This is a genomic window from Pantoea sp. GL120224-02 (assembly GCF_900215395.1).
GTDB lineage: Bacteria > Pseudomonadota > Gammaproteobacteria > Enterobacterales > Enterobacteriaceae > Pantoea > Pantoea communis.
Genome location: NZ_OBEC01000009.1, coordinates 60,451 through 83,045, shown reverse-complemented (window position 1 = coordinate 83,045; position 22,595 = coordinate 60,451). Strand labels below are relative to the sequence as shown.

Here is a 22,595-nt window from a genome sequence, read left to right as displayed (position 1 = left end):
TTTCGGGCAGCAGTGATGGAGCGGTTAATTTGCAGGTTTGCTCCAGGTCTCGATCACTCTGCTGTCATCACGTTGCCCCAATCCGGCTTCTGCTGCCGCCAGATAACGAGCATGAGCGACCTGTAACAGCGGAACCTCAGCGTGGCAGGCGGTCGCCGCCTCTGCCACTAACCCGCTATCCTTGACAAAGATGTTGATGGCGCTGGAGACCGGGACATCTGTCCCCTCCAGCATGCGCGGACCACGATCTGACAACATCCACGATCCCGCCGCGCCGCGCTCGACCAGTTTCAATACCTGAGCGGGTGCTAACCCCAGCGACTTTGCCAGACTTAGCGCCTCCGCGGCTGCCACAATATGCACCGAGCAAAGGTGCTGATTGATCACCTTGATCCCCTGCCCCTCGCCAACCTCGTCACCCACTATCGACACCGATCCCATGGTTTTGAGTACTGGCTCAACAAAGGCAATGGCGGCAGATGCGCCGGAAGCAAAAATCACTAACTCACCGGTGCTGGCGCGGGCGGTTCCGCCCGTGACCGGTGCATCCACGACCTGCGCACCGGCAGCAATCAGTGAAGAAGCCGCCTCACGTACCGCCTGCGGCCCGACAGTGGACATGATGACCCAGTGCTGACCAGTCACCTGCGGCAGCGCTTCCGCCACCAGCGCCTGCAGCTGCTGTGGCGTGGCGACCATCACCACTACTACATCCGCTTCAGGTGCTTCTGCAATGCGGCTAACCGCTTCAATCCCCTGCGCCTGAGCACGCTGGCGCGACGCTTCAAACACATCCACTCCGATTACCGCATGCCCTGCACGCTGAATCTGGCAAGCCATAGGAACACCAATTGCCCCGGTGCCGACAAATATCACCTTCATGCTGTTCTCCTTTCGCGCCGTTATGCCAGCCAGACGCGAATCGCGCTGACCATCGCTTCTGTGGAAATGCCGTAGCGGTCGTGCAAAGTGGGCAGCGCACCCGCATCCAGGAACTGATCGGGCAAGCCGATTTGACGAAACACGGGCATGACCTGCGCATGCATTAACGTGGTCGCCACCGCCTCACCCAAACCGCCGACCAGGCTATGGTTCTCAACCACCACCACTAAACGCCCGGCACGGCGGCACTGGATGATAATGGTTTCAGTGTCCAGAGGCTTGATGGTCGGTACGTGCAATACCGCAACATCGACGTTATCGGCTGCCAACGCTTTTGCTGTCTCCAGTGCTCGCATTGTCATAATCCCACTGGAAATCAGCAGCACATCACGGCCATCGCGCAGCAATTTGGCTTTGCCCAGTTCGAATTGATAATCGTATTCGTTCAGCACCAGCGGCACCTTACCGCGCAACAGACGCATATAAACCGGCCCCTGATGGTCAGCGATAGCGGCAACGGCTTGCTCCGTGTCCAGCGCATCACAAGGATCAACAATGGTCATGCCCGGAATACCCCGCATCAGCGCGATATCTTCAGTGGCCTGATGGCTTGGGCCGTAGCCGGTGGTTAACCCCGGCAGCGCAGCGCAGATTTTCACATTCAGCTGCTCTTCCGCGATCACTTGATGGATAAAGTCGTAGGCACGACGCGTGGCAAACACCGCATAGGTGGTCGCAAATGGCGTCATGCCCTCCTTCGCCATGCCACCGGCTGCGCCCATCAATAGCTGCTCTGCCATGCCCATCTGAAAATGACGTTCTGGATAGGCCTGGGCGAAGATATGCAAATCGGTGTATTTTGACAGGTCGGCAGTCAACCCAACGATCGACGGCCGGGTCGCAGCGGCTTTGACCAGCGCATGACCAAAGGGCGCAGCAACCGTGGCTTGACCTTCTGCGGCAATTGAGGCAATCATCGCCGACGTTGTCAGGCGTGGCTTTTTCTCTGTGGTGATGCTGCTCATTGCGTGGCCTCCTGAGCCTGATCGAGGATGGTGATGGCCTGTTGCCACTCGTCAGCATCCACACGAATAAAATGATTCTTTTCACGCGCTTCCAGGAATGGCACGCCTTTACCCATTAGCGTGTCCAGCAGAATGACGCGCGGCTTGGGTTCGCTTAACGCGCGTGCCCGATCAAATGCCTGCTTCACAGCAGCAATGTCATTGCCATCCACACGCTGTACATGCCAGCCAAATGCCTGCCACTTATCTGCCAGCGGTTCAAATCCCATGACCTTGCCAGAGGGGCCATCTGCCTGCTGCTGGTTGATATCCACCATGACGATCAAATTACTCAGTTGATGATGTGCCGCTCCCATCGCAGCTTCCCAGGTTGCCCCTTCATCCAGTTCGCCATCTGACATTGAGTTGTAAACAAAAGCCGGATTTCCTTTATGACGCAATGCCAATGCCATACCGACACCAATCGTCAGCCCCTGTCCGAGCGATCCGCCTGAAATTTCCATGCCTGGCGTGTAGGTCGCCATGCCAGACATTGGTAAGCGACTATCATCAGATCCATACGTTTCCAGCTCCTCCACAGGAATCACGCCCGCTTCAATCAACGCCGCATAAAGAGCAATCGCATAGTGGCCGTGGGAAAGCAGAAAACGGTCGCGGCCTTCCCATTCGGGTTCTTCCGCGCGGTAATTCATCGCATGGCACCATGCCACGGCCAGCATATCAGCCAGTCCCAGAGCCTGGCCGATATAGCCTTGCCCCTGTACTTCGCCCATTTGCAATGCGTAGCGACGAATACGATAAGCGTGCTGTGACAGCCGCTGTGTAAGGCTCAATTCCGGTTCTGCAAGAGTCGTCATATCTGTTCCTGAAAGAAGAGAAAATCAGCAGAGTTGGCAAGCAGAAGAGCGATCTGTCATGGTGAAAGCTGCAGCGGATTCACGTGCCATTTTCACCTGCTTGCCGTTTAGCAGCAGATTACTCAGCCCTGGCGCCTGCCGACAAAAGCAAAAAATGCATCAACTGTTGAATGGGATTCACAAATGACATTATTAAAAAAAGCTCCACTGTCGCTGTTGCGCGCGTTTGAAGCCGCAGGCCGCACAGGGGCATTTACCGCCGCAGCGCAAGAGTTGGATTTGTCGCCTAGCGCCATTAGTCATGCGATTCGTAAGCTGGAAGAGACGCTCGACACGCGCCTGTTTCAGCGCAGTACACGCGAAATCATGCTAACCAAAGAAGGGGCAATCTTGCTGGAACATATCCAGCGGGGATTTGATGAGATGCAGCGTGGACTTTCGCTCGTCACCGCTGATGAATCGCGGCCACTGCGTCTGCACACCGCGCCAAGCTTTGCCCATCAGTGGCTATTACCCCGCCTGGGAAGCTTTATTGCCGCACACCCACATATTGATCTGCGTCTTTCAGCCAGCACCGAATATGCGCGCTTTGAGCAGGATGACTATGATTTAGATATTGTTTATGGCGAGCCGCGTCCTTCGCCTTACGAGAAAATCCCGCTGGCCGTGGAGGAATTAACACCGCTTTGCTCACCACAGATTGCCGCACGCATCCGCTGCCCGGAGGACCTCTATCACCAATCGTTGATTCAGTGCGATGTGCAACTCTACCAATGGAAGGGCTGGTTTGAAGCCAATCACCTGACGCCTCCGCGCCATTATGGTTTGCGCTTTGACCGCAGTTTTATGGCGATTGCCGCTGCCGTAGATGGTCTGGGAGTGGTGCTGGAATCCAAATTATTAGCAGAACGAGAGCTTGCCAGTGGGCGCTTAGTTTGTCCGCTGATTGAGACCACCCAGGAGATTCACTATATCGGCCATTACCTGGTGTTCCCACGGCATCAGCATCGCCACTTTGCGTTAGATAGCTTTAAAGATTGGCTACTTTCCCAGTTGAATCTGGCACAACTTCGCTGATTGATAACGATCACAAATTCTGCGCCCAGGAATGAAACAGGCCGCCAATGGCGACCTGTTTTTGTGAGCATGTTCACGCCATTTCAGGGTGAATGTTAGCGTGATGTGAAATGACGCAATCAGAAGTTAAATCCGAGCTGCAGCATGCCGCCCCAGGTATTATCGTCACCCACTGAACCAGCAAGATCCAGATGCACCGTGTTGTTAAACGGTGAAACGCCCAGACCTGCGGTAAACACATTGGCATCATTTGATTTCATATCCGCACGATAACCCGCGCGCAGTGCTAACCAATCCAGCACGCGATACTCGGCCCCCACTCCCGCATATTGGCTGCTTTCTTCCGATTTGAAACGCTTGGTTTGCGTCAAATCAACATCGCCTGCCAGGGTGAACGCGCCGTAGTTCCAGGCCAGACCTGACGTGACCAGCGGACGGATTTGATAGGTATCGCGGTAGCCTTCCACTGTTTTGGTGTCGATGTCGCGTGAGATCAGGTTCTGCCCTGTCACACCCAACGTCCAATGCTCACCAAAGTCGGTCGCGATGCCTGCATCAATGTTGAAGCCGGTATCGGAACTGCGGTATTGGCTGTTGTTGATATTACTTTTATCAAAGTTATAAATACTGGCGGTGTAGTTATACAGCCAGGTTTTTTGCAGCTTTGGTGTCACGCCCACAGAAACCGGATGGCCAGCGACATCAAATTCATGTGCCAGTGCCACACCATAGTCCGTGACTAGTGCTGCCAGACCATGACCGCTCGAACTCAGTTTATCCTGATCGCCTGGCACGGGGATCACCGTGCCGTTAGCCACACCGCGCAGATAGGTAATATCGCTGTCCACAACGTTAGCCTGCACACTGGCCGTGCCGTAGGCTTTGGTAATAAAGGCAAAAGGCAGTGTTTCATTCGGTACAGTAACAGCAAAAGCGACACCCGCAGTACCGTGTGCTTTATCACCCTTTAAGTCATCCAGCTGATTAGCCATATCACCAGCCGCAGCCTTTAATTCCGGATAACCTCTTAAATAGTCGGCAAACGTCAGATTGTCGATCACGTTTTTGTAGCGATCAACACTGTCCGTGATGTCATCAACTTTGTTAATTAATTTGTCTTTGTCGGTAACCTGCACACCGGCTGAAGGGAATATGACGCTGACGTTATCTTCAGGTTTGGCTTTGGTCATCAATGCCGGGTTAGCCAGCACCGCTGAACTCCAGGTTGACGAAGCGACGCCGGTGCCACCCATGGCATCGTTACGCGCGTCATACCATGTACCTGCTGCCAGAGCTGAAGAAGAAAGAAATACTGCATTCAAACCAACAAGATAAGCTACTTTTTTGTGCCTGAATAATGTCTTCACCATGAGCCTGCCATCACCTTTGAAATGTCGCTGAATAACTCAGAAACGAAACAGTTTAGTTAGCCGCTATTCTGAACCCTGGCTAACACATCATTGCTGTGAATTAAAAGGAAATAGCACTGCTGTTCACAGAATTGGATACAACCACACCATTCTGTTGTTTAGTTATGCAGAAAAATGAACAAATCCTAAATTGATGCCAGATATTACTTAAGGCCTTTTGAACCTTAGACGCTAACCCGGTGAGTTGCAAAGCAAAAATAGCGTGATAATTACGCTATATGACTGATCTCATAGAGGGTCTGAAATGAGCAGTTTTATCAGCACAACAGGAAGGTTAAGTTAATTTATTGATTAACGAGATTTTTCCTGGTCTTTAACCGGGTAAAAAGCAATCACAGCAGGGTAAAAGTTTGTGTGATAAAATAACATCGCCTGCAACCTGGAGAACACTTATGTCAAACCTCACGCCCGCACAACTGCTTACTCAGGCAGAATCCCTTTGCCTTGACCGCGGCGTGCGCCTGACCACTCAACGCGCTGAAGTGTTGCGTTTAATGGCTGAGCAGAATGGTTCGATCAGTGCTTACGATCTGCTGGATCAACTTCGCATCAGCGAGCCGCAGGCTAAACCTCCGACCATTTACCGCGCGTTGGATTTTCTGCTGGAGCAGGGTTTTATTCATCGTGTCGAATCAAATAACAGTTATGTGGTTTGCCACCATTTCGACGAGCCTGCGCATACTTCGGTGATGCTGGTGTGTGATGGTTGTGCGGCAGTCAGTGAAAAACACGCACAGGGCGTAGAAAAGATTATTTCGGGATTGGCCGATCAAGCAGGTTTCTCATTGCGCCACACGGTTATTGAAGCCCATGGTTTGTGTGAAAACTGCGCAGAAGTCGCAGCGTGCAATCATCACGATAGCTGCGATCACGATCATGAGATAGATACGAAAAAGAGAGTGAGAAAAGGGTGAGTGGCACTTCCTTGTGCCTTGCCGACGGGTGATCGGCGGGGTAGGAGCATCTTCCTTAATTCCGGTTACCAGCGGTAATCTTTATTGTGACTTTCCCAGTCTTTCACTTCGCTTTCGGCCTGGTCTTTAGCGTAGCCGTAGCGTTCCTGAATTTTACCGACAAGCTGCTCGCGCTTACCTTCGATGACCGTCATATCGTCATCCGTCAGCTTGCCCCACTTCTCTTTCATTTTCCCTTTAAACTGCTTCCAGTTACCGCTCGCTTCGTCTTTGTTCATCATAATCCTCCACATCATCCTGAGTGAGATGCGATGATCTCCTGATAAATCAGGTAATCACCCACACAACGCGCTACTCAATTGCGCCGTATGAGATAATTATAGTAGCCAGATAGGATTACGCAAAAAATACAGAATAATCTGTAGTTTACGCTTCGCTTATTCAAACAGTGAACCAGCTATCGTGTCGCCAGTGACGTCGCCACATCCACCAGAGCGTCAAGCCACGCAAGGCAAGAAACACCGTCACCGCCAGCCATAAGCCGTGATTACCGAGCCACGGGAGTGTCAGCAAGGCAAGCCCATAACCCACTGCCGCCATAACCATGCTGTTGCGCATTTCGCGCCCGCGCGTGGCACCGATAAACATACCGTCCAGCAGATAGCACCAGACACCGATCAGCGGAAGAATCACCTGCCAGCCAAGATAGCGATCGGCCATCTCTCGCAGTGGCTCAAGCGAAGTGAGCAACGCCACAATTTCGGGGCCGGTTATTGCATAGATGGCTGCGAACGCCAGGGCAACGATACCAGCCTGACGGCAGGCAGCATGCCAAATCAGTAATAAGCGACTGCGATCTCGCGCCCCCACCGCTTCACCGGAGCAGGCCTCCACGGCATAGGCAAAACCATCCAGCGCATAGGCCGTAAACGTCAGGAACATCAGCAGTACGGCATTCACCGCAACAACATCTGGCCCTAAACGCGCGCCTAGCAAGGTGAGTGACGCGAAACAGATTTGCACCATTAGCGAACGCAGCATGATGTCGCGGTTGAGCCGGAACAGGCGTGCCGCATCACCACGCCAACTCTGTTTTAGCTGATTGAAAGAAATGCCGCGCAACTTAAGCACACGTACCACCATCCATAACCCCACACCCAGCGTGACGTACTCTGCCACCGCCGTTGCCGCCGCCGCACCTGCAACGCCCCAGTGAAGCTTCAGCACAAACAGGAGATCGAGCAGGATATTCACCAGGTTACCGACAATGAGCAGCACCATCGGCGCTCGCGCATATTGCACGCCAAGCAACCAGCCCAAAATCACCAGATTGGCTAAGGTCGCCGGTGCGCTAAGCCAGCGAATGTTGATAAAAATTTGTGCCTGGTGTTGCACTTCCGGGCTGCCGCCCATTAATGAGGCTGCGATCAAACTGAAGGGCGCGCGCAGTAATAAAAACAGCACGCCCGCCACCAGGGCGATCAGCAAAGGTTGCGTCAACGCCCGCGCTAAAGCGGTTTTATCGTTCGCGCCAAACGCCTGCGCAGTCAAACCCGTGGTGCTCATGCGCAGGAACAACAGCAACATAAAGATGAAACTGGTCGCCGTTGCACCTACCGCCACGCCACCGAGGTAAATGGGGCTATCGAGATGGCCAATCACTGCCGTATCGACGACACCGAGCAGCGGAACAGTAATATTGGAGAGAATCATCGGCAGCGCCAGCCGCCACAATGCTTTATCTGAGGAGGAAAACAGCCGCATTCGCCCGTTCCATTGTTGCGCTGGTCAATAGGACCATTAACCGGCAATCAGCCTGAAGAGGAAAATCAATGTATCAGACTGCGGTCAGCACAGCGACCAACCGCAGCGGGGGAATTCAATGAGAGATTAAAGCCATTCGCCGTTACGTACGATGCCGACAGCCAAACCCTCAACGGTCAGAGCCTGCTCACGGGTATCGACCACAATCGGCTGGAATTCGGTGTTTTCTGGCAGCAAATGCACAATGGCACCCTGCTTTTTCCAGCGTTTGACGGTCACTTCATCATCAATGCGCGCCACCACAACCTGACCATTACGGACTTCCTGGGTTTTATGCACGGCAAGCAAGTCGCCGTCCATAATCCCGATGTCTTTCATCGACATACCACTCACCCGCAGCAGAAAATCGGCGGTAGGTTTAAACAGATTGGCATCAACCTGATAGTGCGCTTCGATGTGCTCTTGCGCCAGCAGCGGCTCACCGGCGGCCACGCGACCGATCAGCGGTAACCCTTCGGAGACTTCTTCTTCCATTAGCAGGCGGATGCCGCGAGATGCACCGGATACAATCTCGATGACGCCTTTACGCGCCAGTGCTTTCAGGTGTTCTTCCGCAGCATTGGGCGAGCGAAAACCCAGTTGCGCAGCAATTTCCGCACGCGTTGGCGGCATGCCGGTCTGGTTAATGTGGTCGCGAATCAGATCATAGACCTGTTGCTGCCTGGTGGTTAACGCTTTCATCCCGCCCCCTGGTTGTTTATACAGTCGCTGTGAGTATATACAGGTATTGGCGAAATGAAAACCAAAACAAAGGGAAAAATCAGCGGTTTGAAGATTCTGGAATACCTATCGCAAATGCGACCAGAGCAGTGCGATCCAGACAAACAGAGCCAGTAAGATAGCCAGCAACACCGCCGCTGAGCCCATATCTTTTGCTCGTCCGGCTAAAGGATGGCGCTCTTGCCCAATGCGATCCACCACCGCTTCAATGGCGCTATTCAGGATTTCAACGATGATCACCAGCACCACGGAGCCAATCATCAGCACACGGGAAATCGCATCAACATCCAGCCAGCAAGCCACCACAATCGCCACCAGTGCAGCAATGGCTTCCTGACGAAATGCGGCTTCATGTTTCCAGGCGGCGCGCAAGCCCTGCCAGGAATAACCGGCTGCATTCACTATTCTTTGAATACCGGTGACGTTATTTGCCATGCTTTGGAACCCTTGATGTGATTTGGCGTCAATATGTGGGCTATCTGAGGTCGTGTAAGCCACAGATCTTCGTTGCACTTTCTGGTATGCTTGCCGCGCTTTGCTAACAAGAGGCTTTAAGTTGTCTATGTCAGGTTGGCGTAAACTTTATTACAAACTATTGAATTTACCACTCTCTTTTTTGGTAAAGAGTAAGGTCATTCCTACCGATCCTGTCTCAGAACACGGGATCGATCCGACTCGTCCAGTGATGTATGTTTTGCCTTATGATTCAAAGGCTGACCTGCTCACTCTTCGGGCACAGTGCCTGAAACATGATCTGCCCGATCCGCTGGCTCCGCTGGAGATCGACGGCACGCTACTGCCGCGTCACGTATTTATTCATGATGGCCCACGCGTATTCCCCTATTTCGTTGCCAATCCTGAATCCGTGAAGCTATTCCACGACTACCTCGATTTGCACCGCAGTAACCCGGATCTCGACGTTCAGATGTTACCGGTTGCGGTGATGTTTGGTCGTGCGCCGGGACGCGAAATCCAGGGAGAAGATACGCCACATCTGCGCATCCTTAATGGTGTAGAGAAATTCTTCGCCATTTTGTGGCACGGACGTGACAGCTTTGTGCGCTTCTCGCCGACCGTTTCCCTGCGCCAGATGGCGACGGAGCACGGTACGGATAAGTCGATTGCCCAGAAGCTGGCACGCGTGGCTCGCATTCACTTCGCGCGTCAGCGCCTGGCTGCTGTAGGCCCACGTCTGCCTGCGCGTCAGGATCTGTTCAACAAGCTGCTGCAATCCAAAGCGATTGAAAAAGCGGTTGAAGATGAAGCGCGTAGCAAAAAAATCTCGCACGAGAAAGCCCAGCAGAATGCTGTTGAGATGATGGAAGAGGTCGCAGCGAACTTCTCGTATGAGGCCATTCGCGTCACAGACCGCGTGATGGGCTGGCTGTGGAGCCGCCTTTATCAGGGCATCAACGTCAACGGTGGCGAGCGAGTCCGTCAGCTGGCGCAAGATGGCCATGAGATTGTGTATGTGCCCTGCCATCGCAGCCACATGGACTATCTACTGCTCTCTTACGTGCTCTACCATCAGGGGCTGGTGCCGCCACACATCGCGGCCGGTATCAACCTGAACTTCTGGCCAGCAGGTCCGATTTTCCGTCGTCTGGGTGCTTTCTTTATTCGCCGTACCTTCAAGGGCAACAAACTCTATTCCACGGTGTTCCGTGAATATCTGGGCGAGTTGTTCAGCCGCGGATATTCAGTCGAGTATTTCGTTGAAGGCGGGCGCTCGCGCACGGGCCGACTGCTGGATCCTAAAACCGGCACGCTGTCGATGACCTTGCAAGCCATGTTGCGCGGCGGTAGCCGTCCGATTACGTTTGTTCCGATCTACATCGGCTATGAACACGTCATGGAAGTGGGTACTTACGCCAAAGAGTTACGTGGCGCGGCCAAAGAGAAAGAGAGTTTCCTGCAGATGGTGCGCGGGTTACGTAAACTGCGCAATCTTGGCCAGGGCTACGTTAACTTCGGCGAACCCCTGCCGTTGATGAACTATCTGAACAAAAACGTGCCGGAATGGCGTGATGCGATCGATCCGATTGAACCACAACGCCCGGCATGGATGACGCCGACCGTAAATGATATTGCGGCACGTCTGATGGTGCGTATTAACGAAGCCGGTGCCGCCAATGCCATGAACCTGTGCGTCACTGCACTGCTGGCTTCACGTCAGCGCTCCCTGACGCGTGAACAGTTGATTGAGCAACTGGAATGCTACACCCAGCTGCTGCGTAACGTGCCTTATTCGCCGGAAGCGACCGTGCCGGAGATGAGTGCTGAAGCGCTGCTTGATCACGCCATGGGCATGAACAAGTTTGAGACGGAACAAGACAGTATCGGCGATATCATCATTCTGCCGCGCGAGCAGGCCGTCCTGATGACCTACTACCGCAACAACATCCACCACATGCTGGTCATGCCATCGCTGATTGCCGCTATTGTGCAGCAGCATCGTGAGATCAGTGAGGCGGAGCTGCTGCGTCAGGTGAGTCTGGTTTACCCGATGCTGAAGAGTGAGCTGTTCCTGCGCTGGGATAACGCAGAGCTGCCAGGCGTGCTGAATGCCCTCTGTGCTGAGATGGCGCGACAAGGCCTGATTACCGAGCATGATGGGCAGTTACGCATGAATCCGGCCCGCCATCGTTCATTGCAACTGCTGGCTGCCGGTATCCGTGAAACGCTGCAGCGTTTTGCCATCACCTTCGCCATTCTGAGTGCCAAGCCGACGATTAACCGCGGCACGCTGGAGAAAGAGAGCCGCACGCTGGCGCAGCGTTTGTCAGTGTTGCATGGCATTAACGCGCCAGAGTTCTTCGACAAAGCGGTGTTTACCGCGCTGGTGCTGTCACTGCGTGATGAAGGCTACATCAGTGATTCAGGCGATGCCGATGCGGAACGCACCCACATTATGTGGCAGATGCTGGCAGAGCTGGTGACCAGTGATGTCCGTCTGACCATTGAAAGTGCTGTAGCCCACGAATAACGTCGGGCCTAAAAAACAGAAAGGCGACCCTCAACGAGTCGCCTTTTTTTATGGCAGCAACCCCTTAAAACAGGTCAATAAATGGCTGAGTATTGAGAAGTACGCCAATAAACAGCACCAGACCAACGTAGTTATTATTCAGAAAGGCCTGAAAGCAAGGATCGCGTTCACGTTGAGCAATCAGCTTTTGTTGATACACAAAGAAGCCGCCCGCCACCAGTAATGACCAGTAAAACGCCCCGTTCAGATGCAACATTAATCCGACTAGCGCCATTAGCCCCAACGTGGCCAACTGCAATAAGCCGATGATCAATTTATCGAAACGTCCGAACAGAATCGCTGTGGATTTCACGCCAATCTTTAGGTCGTCATCACGATCAACCATCGCATATTGCGTGTCGTAAGCCACCGTCCAGCAGATATTCGCGAAGAACACCAGCCAGCAAACAATAGGTAAGGACTCACTAACCGCCGCCCAACCCATTGGAATCGCCCAGCCGAATGCCGCTCCCAATACCACCTGGGGTAAATGGGTATAGCGCTTCATAAACGGATAGACCCACGCCAGTGCCAGGCCACCAAATGACAGCAAAATCGTCATACGGTTCATGGTCAGCACTAGCGCAAATGCCAGCAACCCGAGCACGACAAACAGGATTTTGGCCTCTTTCTCCGTCACCGCGCCGCTCGCCAGCGGACGCGATGCGGTCCGTTTGACATGACCATCCACCTTACGGTCCGCATAATCATTGATCACGCAACCCGCGGCACGCATCACAATGACGCCGAGCACAAATACCACCAGCACAGACAAAGGCGGCACCGCCATGCCTGATAACCACAGTGCCCACATGGTGGGCCACAGCAGCAACAGCGTGCCAATCGGTTTATCGATGCGCATCAGGCGCCGATAAGCCTGCCATTTGGTCATGGTTAAGGTTTTTTCCACAATCCTTTATCCTTGATTCAGCGCGCGGTACAACGGCGACGCTGGTAAAAACAGTTCAGTTAGCAGCAGCGGTTTGCCTGATAAACGCAGGCGCGAGCGACGTCCCCACAGATCGTCCACCTGACCGGGATCGATAAAATCGCGGCTCAGCGTCGAGGAGGCGAAAAGATAGCGCCCCAGCGGACGGGTGCCAAGATTTTGCAGCATCTGCTCCGGGCCGTTCAACGTGCTTTCTGGCACCACGGTTCGCCCAATCAACCAGGGTTCGCCATCGCCGCACAGCACGATTTCACGTAACCAAAAGCGCTCATCGGCGGGCAGGAATTCCGCTTCTGGCGCTATCTCGTCAGCGGTAATAAAGCTTTCGCGGATCAGTTCCACCGTCACCTGCTGGCAATGCTGCTCGAAGCGACGCGTCATGGAGTCTTCCTCCAGTAACCAGTCGAGCAGAGGGGGGGAAAGCAAGGGGGAAGTGGCTGGCAGCCAATGCAGTGCGAGTAACTGGCGCAGCGCGTGATGCGACATCAGGACATCTCCGGAGAAAAAGTTGCCCTAGTTTAACGCAGAGAATCGGGCGTGGCACTTCTGGTTGTGCCACGCCAGACAGAAGGGGGGATTATTCGCGCTTTAAGCGATTGCTATTGGCTAACCACAGCGTGACCACCAGAATTAAAATCGCCGCTGAATAATAAAGCGTGTCGAACGGGTTTTTATGGTCAACGATAATCAGACGAATGATTGCGGTGATGCCGATATAGATGAAATAACGCAGCGGGAAGTGATAGCCGGACTGGAAGTACTTCACTATCAGCGCGATAAATTCGAAATAGAGAAAATAGATCACGATGCCTTCGATCAGCAGGTAAGAAGACGCCTGCTCACCAGTGCTAAACAGCACATTAGCTAAATGAATCGTCTCTTTGCCAAGAAACACCACCAGGATGATGGCCAACGTCACCAGGCCAATATTCAGAACCCACTGTAATACCGAAGCAATAAGCTGCCCCGGTGCTGATTTTGTTGTCATTTTTATGCGCCTCAAAGTACGGAAACTCTCTGGCGTTATCATGCTGTAGTGTGATCAAAATCACAATATGCTACACATCAACATCCACACAGAGTGCGTCATAGCGCCAGTACTCGCAGTCACAGTCGATGACCCGTTTGTGCTGATCGCGGTTAATGCGTGTAATGAGTAATCCGGGAGTTCCGCTGGCGACATTGAGTGCCGGTGCCGCGCGCGCAGGAAGCGGGCCGGGCAGAATGGTAAAGCGAGCGCCGCCGTAGCGAATGCCATAGCGCTGATCGTAGAGATCGGTAAGTGAGCGGGTGAGGTCTTCCTCAAGCAGGCCGGGAAAAAAGGCCGGATTGAGGTAATGCTCCACGTACAACACCGCGCGCCCATCAATACGTCGCAGGCGTCGAATGCGAAACACGCTATCCCCTTCCAGTAACTGCAAATGTCGTGCAATCACCAGCTGTGCCGGGACTTCCCGCGCCTCAATTACTTCAGTGAGAGCGATGCGCCCTTGCTCGGCGGCCATGGCATGAAAGTGGCTGTGATGGGCCGGGTTATATACCAGCCTGGGTGGGGCGAGAAACCAACCTCGACGCAGCTCACGGTAAATGACGCCCTGCGCTTCCAGCAAGCCCAGCGCCTCACGCAGGGTAATACGCGTGGTGGAATAATGTTCACTTAAACTGCGTTCTGCCGGCAAACGTCCGCTGGCAAATTCACCGTTTTCAATGCGTTCGCTCAGCGCCGCAGCAATCACATCCACCGTTTTCGACGACATTTTTTAGCCTCATTTTGGGGCAATTCTGCACTATGACAGTTCGATGACTACAATATGACAGGCATATCCCACGCTTTCGCGCGCTGTATCCGCATGTGGAGCTACGCGTCACACCACATTTCACCACCATGGTCATAAAACCTTCATCTGATCGGGCTACATTGGCTCGGTTCTTGCTGGACTAGACCAAGACGTCCCAAAACTTACACCCGGAGCAACCGAGATGAAAGCGTTTATCTCCTCTGTAGTAGCCAGTGCCGTACTGCTTGCGCTGCCCGCCGCGCACGCCGCCGATAACGACCTTGCCGCGCTGGAAAAAGCCGCACGTGCTGAGGGCCAGGTCAACAGCGTCGGTATGCCAGACAGCTGGGCGAACTGGAAAGACACATGGAATGACATCAACAGCAAATTTGGCCTGAAGCACAGCGATACCGATATGTCATCGGCGCAGGAGCTGGCTAAATTTGATGCAGAGAAAGAGAACGCCAGCGCCGATATCGGTGATGTGGGCGCCGCGTTCGGTCCGGTTGCTGTGACCAAAGGTCTGGCACAACCGTACAAACCAACGCATTGGGATCAGATTCCAAGCTGGGCGAAAGACAGCGAAGGCAACTGGATGCTGGCGTATACCGGCACCATCGCCTTCCTGATCGACAAGCAGCAGGTTAAAGATGCACCGCACAGCTGGGCCGATCTGAAGAAAGGTAAGTATGTGGTCACTATCGGTGACGTCGGCGTGGCTGCTCAGGCGGCTAACGGCGTACTGGCGGCCAACTACGCGATGGGCGGTGATGAGAAGAACCTGAAGCCAGCCCTGAAATTCTTTGGCGAGCTGGCTAAAGAAGGCCGTCTGGGCGTGACCGATCCGGTGATTGCCAACATTGAGAAAGGTGAAATTCAGGTTGCCGTGGTATGGGACTTCAACGGTCTGAATTATCGCGATCAGATCGACAAAAACCGCTATGAAGTGGTGATCCCGTCTGATGGCTCCGTGATTTCCGGTTACAGCACCATCATCAACAAATACGCCAAACACCCGAACGCCGCCAAACTGGCGCGTGAATACATCTTCTCTGATGCCGGTCAGATCAACCTGGCGAAAGGTTATGCACGTCCAATCCGCGCTGAGCATTTAACTCTGCCAGCCGATGTGCAAGCCAAACTGCTGCCGCAGTCTGAGTACAAAAATGCCCGCCCGATCAAAGATCAGGCTGCATGGGATAAGAGCTCGAAAATGCTGCCGCGTCTGTGGCAAGAGAACGTGATTATCAATATGAAGCAGTAATTTGCACACACCCTGGCGGCGCGATGTCGCGCATCGATACGCAATACGTTGCGCCGCTAAGCGCAGTGCCCGCAATTTGAATGATGTAAGGAACGGGAATGAAGACAATCCTGGTGGTACTGGATGGCCTGAGCAATCAGGTGGCACAGCATGCGATGGGCTATCTGTTTGCTGAATGCAAACAGGGCTACGGCCAATACTACACGCTGACCTGCGAACTGCCTTCGCTGTCACGTCCGCTGTATGAATGCATTCTGACTGGGATTCCGCCAGTGCAGAGCGGCATTATTCATAACGGCGTCAATCGATTGAGCAATCAGCGCAGCATCTTCCATTACGCCCGCGCCGCCGGTTTAACCACGGCCGCTGCCGCCTATCACTGGGTGAGTGAGCTGTATAACCAATCCCCGTTCAACAATGCGCGTGATCGCCACACCGTCGCCCCCGATTTGCCGATTCAATACGGCCACTTTTACTGGGACGACAGTTATCCGGATTCCCACTTGTTTGAAGATGCCGAGAGCCTGCGTCTGAACCACGATCCGGACTTTTTACTGATTCACCCCATGAATATCGACGATGCCGGGCACAAGCATAGCCTGTCATCGCCACAATATCGCAACCGCGCACGTATGGCCGATGGCTATCTGTCGCAGTGGATGCCCGGCTGGCTCGCTGCGGGCTATCAGGTGATCGTCACCGCCGACCACGGCATGAACGATGACCGCTCGCACGGCGGCATTTTACCGGAAGAGACGCAGGTGCCGCTGTTTGTGTTTGGTGCGGGCTTCTCCCGTCAGCCCGATCTCGAACCGCAGCAAACTGAACTGTGTGGCATCGTTTGCACGCTGCTGGGCATTGAGCACGATAAACCGGTGTGCCACGGTTTGCTGGCGGAGCCGCGTTAATGAAGGGCAAAACCCTCGCCACGCTATTGCTGCTGCCGTTCGCCTTCTTTTGGGTTGCCTTCCAGCTCGCGCCGCTGCTGTGGATCGCCATCAACAGCTTCTGGAGCGACATGAACGAGCGTTGGGGTATCGATAACTACATCGATATCCTCACTTCACCGTTTTACCTGCAGGCGTTTCGCCTGTCGCTGGATATCTCCATCTGGTCGAGCATTTACGGCCTGCTGATCTCGTTGATTGCCGGCTATTCGCTGCATCAGCCAGGCAGCGGCCGCTTTCAGCGCTTCCTGATGTCGTTTACCAACATGACCAGCAACTTTGCGGGTGTGCCGCTGGCGTTCGCCTTTGTGATTCTGCTGGGCATGAACGGCTGTCTGACGCTGCTGCTGCGCCACTTCGGCATGCTGGAAGGGTTCAAGCTGTTCTCGCGTGACGGCATGGTGCTGGTTTACACCTGGTTCCAGATCCCGCTCGGCATTCTGCTGCTCTATCCGGCGTTTGATGGCTTACGCAAAGATTGGGAAGAGTCGGCCGCGCTGCTCGGTGCCAGCCGCTGGCGCTACTGGTGGCATATTGGTTTGCCCATCCTGTTCCCGGCGCTGTTAGGGACTTTTGTCATCCTGCTGGCCAATGCGCTGGGTGCTTACGCCACCATTTATGCGCTGACCACCGGTAACTTTAACGTGGTGCCAGTACGTATTGCCGCGCTGGTGTCGGGTGATATCTCGCTCGATCCGAATACCGGTGGAGCGCTGGCCATGTTGCTGGTGTTCATTATGGCGCTGATTACCGTGGTGCAGCAGTATCTGGTGCGCCGCAGTTATCTCAACGCGAAATCACAGGAGTAGAACGTGTCTCGCGCGGAAAAAATTTATCATCGCCTGATTATCTGGCTGCTGCTGATCATCCTCGCCGCCCCGCTGCTGGCGACGTTGCTGTATGGCATCTCGACTGACTGGAGCGACACCATTCTGCCGCAGGGCTTTACCCTGAAGTGGTTGATTGAGCTGTGGAGCGATCCGCGTTTCCTGACCGCATTGGGCCACTCCTTGCTGATTTGCTTTGGCGCGCTGCTGTTCTCATTAATGCTGGTGCTGCCTGCGATGTTTGTAATCGCTTACTATTATCCGAAGCTGGATGCGGTGATGAACGTGCTGATTCTGATGCCGTTTGCCGTGCCGCCGGTGGTGTCATCCGTTGGCCTGCTGCAGCTTTATTCCTCGTCACCGCTGATGATCACCGGCACGCCGTGGATTCTGGTCGGCTGTTACTTCACCATCGCGCTGCCGTTTATTTACCGTGCTATTGCCAACAATATGCAGGCGATCAATCTGAAAGAGCTGATTGATGCGTCTCATCTGCTGGGTGCCAGCACCTGGCAGGCGGCACTGTTTGTGGTACTGCCGAATCTGCGTAAAGGCGTGTTCATCGCGGTGCTGCTCTCCTTCTCATTCCTGATAGGTGAGTTTGTGTTCGCTAACCTGTTAGTCGGTACCCGCTATGAAACCTTGCAGGTGTATCTCTACAATATGCGTAACGGCAGCGGCCACTTTACCAGTGCGCTGGTGATCTCTTATTTTGCTGTCGTCCTGCTGGTCACCTGGCTGGCGAATGCCCTCAATCCTGAACGAGGCTGACCATGAGTTATCTGAACGTCACCCAGCTGAACAAAAGCTACGGCCCCACCAGCATCTTTGAAAATATCGATTTCAGCGCCGATGAAGGTGAGTTTGTTACCCTGCTCGGCCCGAGCGGCTGCGGCAAATCAACGCTACTGCGCTGCATCGCCGGTTTGACGGATGTCGATAGCGGCAAAATTCTGCTACAGGGTCAGGATATCGTGCCGCTGCCACCGCAGAAACGTACCATTGGCATGGTGTTCCAGAGCTACGCGCTGTTCCCCAACATGACGGTGGAGAAGAACGTGGCGTTTGGCCTGAAAATGCAGAAACTGCCAGGCGGCGATATTCAGAAACGGGTGATGGAAGCGCTGGCACTGGTCGAGCTGACCGATTTCGCCCGCCGTTATCCGCACCAGCTTTCTGGCGGACAATGCCAGCGTGTTGCCTTAGCGCGCTCGCTGGTGACGCGCCCTCGTTTGCTGTTGCTGGATGAGCCGCTCTCCGCACTGGACGCGCGCATCCGCCGCCATCTGCGCGAACAGATCCGCAATATCCAGCAAGAGTTGAAGCTCACCACGATATTCGTGACCCACGATCAGGAAGAGGCGCTGACGCTGTCTGACCGTATCGTGCTGATGAATCGTGGCAAAATCGTACAGAACGGTAACGCCGAAGCCCTCTACACGCAGCCAGCTGATCTGTTTGCCGCCGGGTTTATCGGCAACTACAACCTGCTAAGTGCGGAACAGGCAACGCAGCTCACCGGCCAGACATTCACGGGTCAGGTAGCGATTCGACCTGAGTCAATCCGCTTGAGTGCACCGCAGGATGGCATTCCGGCCACTATTCTCAGTCACAGCCTGCTAGGTAACGTGATCCGTTATCGTGTACTGGCGCATGGGGTTGAATTGTCAGTGGATGTGCTGAATCGCAGCGTGGCGGATTTGCACCCTGCTGGCATGCAAATTGGTCTACAGTTAGAGATGTCGACGTTGCGCCAGGTTGCTTAAATTTAACGAGAAATTGGCAACGCAACGCGGCAGTATTCAGCGTTAATGCAGCCTGTTAATCGTTGTCGCGGCGGCCTTTAGGCTGCCCATGGCCGCACTTCGGTGCGCCCGACACCTCGGTACTCACCCACAGGCTTGCAGTTGGTGCAATGTAAGTCTGAGGATAAGGAACCGCCCGACGTGTTGACCCTGCTCAATCTCTTATCTGCTGTGGCCCTGCTGGTGTGGGGCACGCACATTGTGCGCACTGGCATCATGCGCGTGTACGGTGCCGATTTGCGCCGGGTGCTCAGCCGCAGCGTGGAAAAGAAGCCAATGGCGTTTCTCGCCGGGATTGGCGTCACCGCGCTGGTGCAGAGCAGCAATGCCACCACCCTGCTCGTCACCTCGTTTGTCGCACAGAATCTGGTGAGTCTGACGCCTGCGCTGGTGGTGGTGCTCGGTGCCGATGTCGGTACCGCCATCATGGCGCGTATCCTGACCTTCGATCTCTCCTGGCTATCGCCGCTCTTCATCTTCTTTGGTGTGGTGTTCTTCCTCAGCCGTAAGCAGACGCGGGCCGGACAAATGGGTCGAGCTGCCATTGGCCTTGGCTTAATTCTGTTAGCGCTACAGTTGATCGTGGCCGCTGCTAAACCCATTACCCAGGCGGCGGGCTTGCAGGTGCTGTTCTCCACGCTAACCGGAGATGTCATGCTGGATGCACTGATTGGCGCGGTATTCGCCATCATCAGTTATTCCAGCCTCGCGGCGGTGCTGATCACCGCTACACTGACGGCAGCGGATGTGATTTCATTCAAAGTGGCGCTCTGTCTGGTGATTGGTGCCAACCTCGGCAGTGGTTTGCTGGCAATGATTAACGCCAGTGGCTCAAATGCTGCGGGAAAACGCGTGGCACTGGGCAGCCTGCTGTTCAAGCTCATTGGCAGCCTGGCGATTTTGCCACTGGTGAATTATATCGCTGATATTCTGGACAAGATGCCGGTCGATGACGAAGAACTGGTGATCTTTTTCCATGTATTTTACAACCTGATTCGCTGCCTGATTATGGTGCCATTCGCCGAACCGATGGCGCGCTTGTGCCGTCGTATGATTTCCGACGAGCCGGAAACCGATGCCCATTTACGCCCTAAACATCTCGAGCGCAGCGCGCTGGATACCCCTGCGCTGGCATTGGCCAATGCGGCGCGCGAAACCTTGCGCATCGGTGATGTCGTTGAACATATGATGGAGTCCTTCAATAAAGTGGTGCATGGCGAACTGCGTGAAGAGCGCGCGGTGCGGCGTCTGGATGATGATGTCGATGTGCTGTATACCGCCATCAAACTCTATCTGGCGCGCATGCCGAAAGAGGATTTGGCCGAGGAGGATTCGCGCCGCTGGGCCGAGGTCATCGAGATGGCACTCAACCTTGAGCAGGCGGGCGATATCATTGAACGCATGTGTGCGGACGTGGCGGTGAAATCGCTGAACGCCCGTCGGGCATTTTCCCCCGAAGGGCTGGAAGAGCTGAACACATTGCAGGAGCAGGTACTCAACAATCTGCGCCTCAGTTTGTCGGTGTTTCTGTCGAAAGATATCCCCAGCGCGCGCCGACTACGCCGCTCCAAACACCGTTTTCGCATCCTGATTCGCCGTTTCTCACACGCTCACGTCGAGCGCCTGCATCAGAAAAATGTGCAGAGCATCGAAACCAGCTCCCTGCATCTAGGGTTGCTGGGAGATATGAAGCGTCTGAACTCGCTGTTCTGTGCGGTGGCGTATACGGTGCTGGATCAGCCGGATGATGAGCGGGATGAGGATTAACGAAGAGTCTGGTGCGATGATCAACGGCTGCGGGATGCAGCCACATCGTCATACATGCGCGACCAATCGGCTGTGCTATTCGGTCAGGTCGCCATCAATGGCAACCTGCCGTGCGGATAGGTGAATTTTATAGGGTGCGCATTGCGGCGCACCTAAAAATTCTTACGACAGCAGAGTGAACGCGATCATCCCGACAATGGCACCGGTGGTACCCAGAATGGTTTCCATCAGCGTCCAGGTTTTCAGCGTTTCACCTTCCGTTGCACCGGTGAAGCGGCCAAACAGCCAGAAACCGGCATCGTTGACGTGACTAATAATGATGGAGCCACCCCCGATGCAGATCGACAGCGCCGCCAACTGCGCGCCGCTGTAGTGCAGCGGTTCAATCACTGGCATCACCAGGCCCACGGTCGTCAGACAGGCCACGGTCGCCGATCCCTGAATCACACGGATCGCACCGGAAAGGATGAAGCACGCCAGCGCAATCGGCATCCCGGCGCCAGTGAGCGCGTGACCCAATACCGGGCCGACGCCAGAATCCACCAGCACCTGCTTGAACACACCGCCCGCACCGATCACCAGCAGAATAATGCCTGCCGGTTGCAGCGCACTGCCGCACACCTGCATCACCTTCTCTTTGTCCATTCCCTGGCGATAGGCCAGACCGTAAATCGCTACCAGACACGCCAGCAGGATCGCCGTAAACGGATGGCCGATAAACTCCAGCCACTCGTAGAGACGTGAATCCGGTGTGGTGAAGCGCGCCCCGATGGTTTTCAGGCCCACCAGCAACAGCGGGAACAGGATCAGTGCCAGGCTGAAGCCAAACGACGGCAGCTTACCCTCTTCCACTTCTGGCTGATGATCTTCCGGCGGCGCACTGAAACTGACATGGCGGGCAATAAAATTGCCAAACAGCGGACCCGCAATCAGCATACCGGGAATCGCTGCACACAGGCCCAGCAGGATCATCCAGCCAAAGTCCGCGTGCATCTGGGAAGCCAGCAGCATCGGGGCCGGCCCCGGCAGCAGAAACGCCGCAGAGGCCGCCACACCAGCAAACAGTGGAATGACCAACTTCACTAAGTTGCCATGGGTACGACGCGCCACGGCAAAGGCGATGCTGATCAGCAAGACCACCGCTACTTCAAAGAACAGCGGTAGCGCGCAGATCAGCCCGGCAATCCCCATCGCGTAGTGCGCCCGGTTTTCACCAAAGGCTTTCAGCATGCGGATAGCGATTTGATCGACTGCGCCGGTTTCATGCAGGATTTTGCCGAACATCGCGCCCAATGCCACCACGATGGCGAGAAATCCGAGCGTCCCGCCCATGCCTTTTTGCATGGTGTCAGCAATTTTATCCAGTGGCATGCCAGAGAACAGACCGGCACCAATTGAGACTAACATCAGGGCGATAAAGGCGTGCATACGCGCTTTCATCACCAAAAACAGCAGCAGCAGGACGGAGCCTGCTGCGGTTAACACCAGCGTTGCGGTACTCATT

22 protein-coding genes are annotated in these 22,595 nt (G+C 54.5%); 9 read left to right on the top strand and 13 right to left on the bottom strand.

The features are described 5' to 3' along the window. Nucleotides 1-24: 24 nt before the first annotated feature. Genes CRO33_RS16970 through CRO33_RS16960 form a run of 3 tightly spaced genes read right to left on the bottom strand, consistent with a single transcriptional unit; the run spans nt 25 to nt 2,764 of the window. Complete coding sequence (locus CRO33_RS16970) at nt 25-882, bottom strand: NAD(P)-dependent oxidoreductase (protein ID WP_097118944.1); 858 nt, start codon at nt 880-882, stop codon at nt 25-27. A gap of 20 nt (nt 883-902) precedes the next feature. Continuing rightward, on the bottom strand, nt 903-1,907 hold the full coding sequence (locus CRO33_RS16965) for a transketolase family protein (RefSeq protein ID WP_097118943.1): 1,005 nt from the start codon (nt 1,905-1,907) through the stop codon (nt 903-905). Continuing rightward, nucleotides 1,904-2,764, bottom strand: coding sequence for a transketolase (locus tag CRO33_RS16960; RefSeq protein WP_058960071.1), 861 nt, complete (start codon nt 2,762-2,764; stop codon nt 1,904-1,906). The genes CRO33_RS16965 and CRO33_RS16960 overlap by 4 nt, the downstream gene beginning before the upstream one ends. Before the next feature lie 183 nt (nt 2,765-2,947). On the opposite strand from CRO33_RS16960, the gene CRO33_RS16955 reads away from it, so the two are divergent. Continuing rightward, nucleotides 2,948-3,841: a LysR substrate-binding domain-containing protein gene (locus CRO33_RS16955; protein WP_097118942.1), complete on the top strand. Its 894-nt coding sequence runs from the start codon at nt 2,948-2,950 to the stop codon at nt 3,839-3,841. A 119-nt stretch (nt 3,842-3,960) separates the two neighbouring features. Here the strand turns inward: CRO33_RS16955 and traF are convergent, their stop codons facing one another. After that, complete coding sequence (gene traF / locus CRO33_RS16950) at nt 3,961-5,211, bottom strand: conjugal transfer protein TraF (protein WP_097118941.1); 1,251 nt, start codon at nt 5,209-5,211, stop codon at nt 3,961-3,963. Between the two features lie 452 nt (nt 5,212-5,663). Between traF and zur the strand changes: the two genes are divergently transcribed. Further along, the gene (zur, locus tag CRO33_RS16945) at nt 5,664-6,185 is read left to right on the top strand and encodes a zinc uptake transcriptional repressor Zur (RefSeq protein ID WP_097118940.1); all 522 of its coding nucleotides are present in this window, start codon (nt 5,664-5,666) and stop codon (nt 6,183-6,185) included. 65 nt (nt 6,186-6,250) lie between these two features. On the opposite strand, the gene CRO33_RS16940 is transcribed toward zur, so the two are convergent. The 4 genes from CRO33_RS16940 to CRO33_RS16925 all read right to left on the bottom strand — a co-directional run bounded on the left by CRO33_RS16940 (nt 6,251) and on the right by CRO33_RS16925 (nt 9,164). Then, a complete protein-coding gene (locus CRO33_RS16940) occupies nt 6,251-6,463 on the bottom strand; it encodes a CsbD family protein (RefSeq protein WP_097118939.1) in 213 nt (70 codons plus the stop codon). A gap of 163 nt (nt 6,464-6,626) precedes the next feature. Beyond that, a complete protein-coding gene (dinF, locus tag CRO33_RS16935) occupies nt 6,627-7,949 on the bottom strand; it encodes an MATE family efflux transporter DinF (RefSeq protein WP_097118938.1) in 1,323 nt (440 codons plus the stop codon). Between the two features lie 126 nt (nt 7,950-8,075). Continuing rightward, nucleotides 8,076-8,690, bottom strand: a complete 615-nt coding sequence (gene lexA / locus CRO33_RS16930; protein WP_034826962.1) for a transcriptional repressor LexA — start codon at nt 8,688-8,690, stop codon at nt 8,076-8,078. Between the two features lie 105 nt (nt 8,691-8,795). Further along, on the bottom strand, nt 8,796-9,164 hold the full coding sequence (locus tag CRO33_RS16925) for a diacylglycerol kinase (protein ID WP_034826963.1): 369 nt from the start codon (nt 9,162-9,164) through the stop codon (nt 8,796-8,798). Between the two features lie 127 nt (nt 9,165-9,291). Between CRO33_RS16925 and plsB the strand changes: the two genes are divergently transcribed. Then, nucleotides 9,292-11,715 carry a glycerol-3-phosphate 1-O-acyltransferase PlsB gene (gene plsB, locus CRO33_RS16920; RefSeq protein WP_058960067.1) on the top strand — a complete coding sequence of 808 codons (2,424 nt, stop codon included), beginning with the start codon at nt 9,292-9,294 and terminating at the stop codon, nt 11,713-11,715. A 64-nt stretch (nt 11,716-11,779) separates the two neighbouring features. On the opposite strand, the gene ubiA is transcribed toward plsB, so the two are convergent. The 4 genes from ubiA to CRO33_RS16900 form a co-directional block, all read right to left on the bottom strand. Next, nucleotides 11,780-12,646, bottom strand: coding sequence for a 4-hydroxybenzoate octaprenyltransferase (ubiA, locus tag CRO33_RS16915; protein ID WP_176505791.1), 867 nt, complete (start codon nt 12,644-12,646; stop codon nt 11,780-11,782). A gap of 24 nt (nt 12,647-12,670) precedes the next feature. Next, on the bottom strand, nt 12,671-13,189 hold the full coding sequence (gene ubiC / locus CRO33_RS16910) for a chorismate lyase (RefSeq protein WP_097118936.1): 519 nt from the start codon (nt 13,187-13,189) through the stop codon (nt 12,671-12,673). Between the two features lie 91 nt (nt 13,190-13,280). Beyond that, nucleotides 13,281-13,691 (bottom strand): phosphate-starvation-inducible protein PsiE, encoded by a 411-nt coding sequence (gene psiE, locus CRO33_RS16905; protein ID WP_058960065.1) that lies wholly within the window; start codon nt 13,689-13,691, stop codon nt 13,281-13,283. 70 nt (nt 13,692-13,761) lie between these two features. After that, complete coding sequence (locus tag CRO33_RS16900; RefSeq protein ID WP_097118935.1) at nt 13,762-14,460, bottom strand: UTRA domain-containing protein; 699 nt, start codon at nt 14,458-14,460, stop codon at nt 13,762-13,764. Nucleotides 14,461-14,683: 223 nt separating this feature from the next. Here CRO33_RS16900 and CRO33_RS16895 point away from each other — a divergent pair, with 223 nt between their 5' ends. From CRO33_RS16895 to CRO33_RS16870, 6 genes are all read left to right on the top strand, one after another. Next, on the top strand, nt 14,684-15,745 hold the full coding sequence (locus tag CRO33_RS16895; RefSeq protein WP_097118934.1) for an ABC transporter substrate-binding protein: 1,062 nt from the start codon (nt 14,684-14,686) through the stop codon (nt 15,743-15,745). Nucleotides 15,746-15,843: 98 nt separating this feature from the next. Then, nucleotides 15,844-16,653 (top strand): alkaline phosphatase family protein, encoded by an 810-nt coding sequence (locus tag CRO33_RS16890; RefSeq protein ID WP_097118933.1) that lies wholly within the window; start codon nt 15,844-15,846, stop codon nt 16,651-16,653. Next, complete coding sequence (locus tag CRO33_RS16885) at nt 16,653-17,501, top strand: ABC transporter permease (protein WP_058960061.1); 849 nt, start codon at nt 16,653-16,655, stop codon at nt 17,499-17,501. The genes CRO33_RS16890 and CRO33_RS16885 overlap by 1 nt, the downstream gene beginning before the upstream one ends. A 3-nt stretch (nt 17,502-17,504) precedes the next feature. Beyond that, the gene (locus CRO33_RS16880) at nt 17,505-18,290 is read left to right on the top strand and encodes an ABC transporter permease (RefSeq protein ID WP_097118932.1); all 786 of its coding nucleotides are present in this window, start codon (nt 17,505-17,507) and stop codon (nt 18,288-18,290) included. 2 nt (nt 18,291-18,292) lie between these two features. Continuing rightward, nucleotides 18,293-19,285, top strand: coding sequence for an ABC transporter ATP-binding protein (locus CRO33_RS16875; RefSeq protein WP_058960059.1), 993 nt, complete (start codon nt 18,293-18,295; stop codon nt 19,283-19,285). 180 nt (nt 19,286-19,465) lie between these two features. Beyond that, entirely contained in the window at nt 19,466-21,091 is a 1,626-nt protein-coding gene (locus CRO33_RS16870; RefSeq protein ID WP_097118931.1) for a Na/Pi cotransporter family protein, read from the top strand. Between the two features lie 162 nt (nt 21,092-21,253). Here CRO33_RS16870 and gntU read toward each other — a convergent pair whose 3' ends face one another. Continuing rightward, complete coding sequence (gene gntU, locus CRO33_RS16865; protein WP_097118930.1) at nt 21,254-22,594, bottom strand: gluconate transporter; 1,341 nt, start codon at nt 22,592-22,594, stop codon at nt 21,254-21,256. Nucleotide 22,595 lies beyond the last annotated feature (1 nt).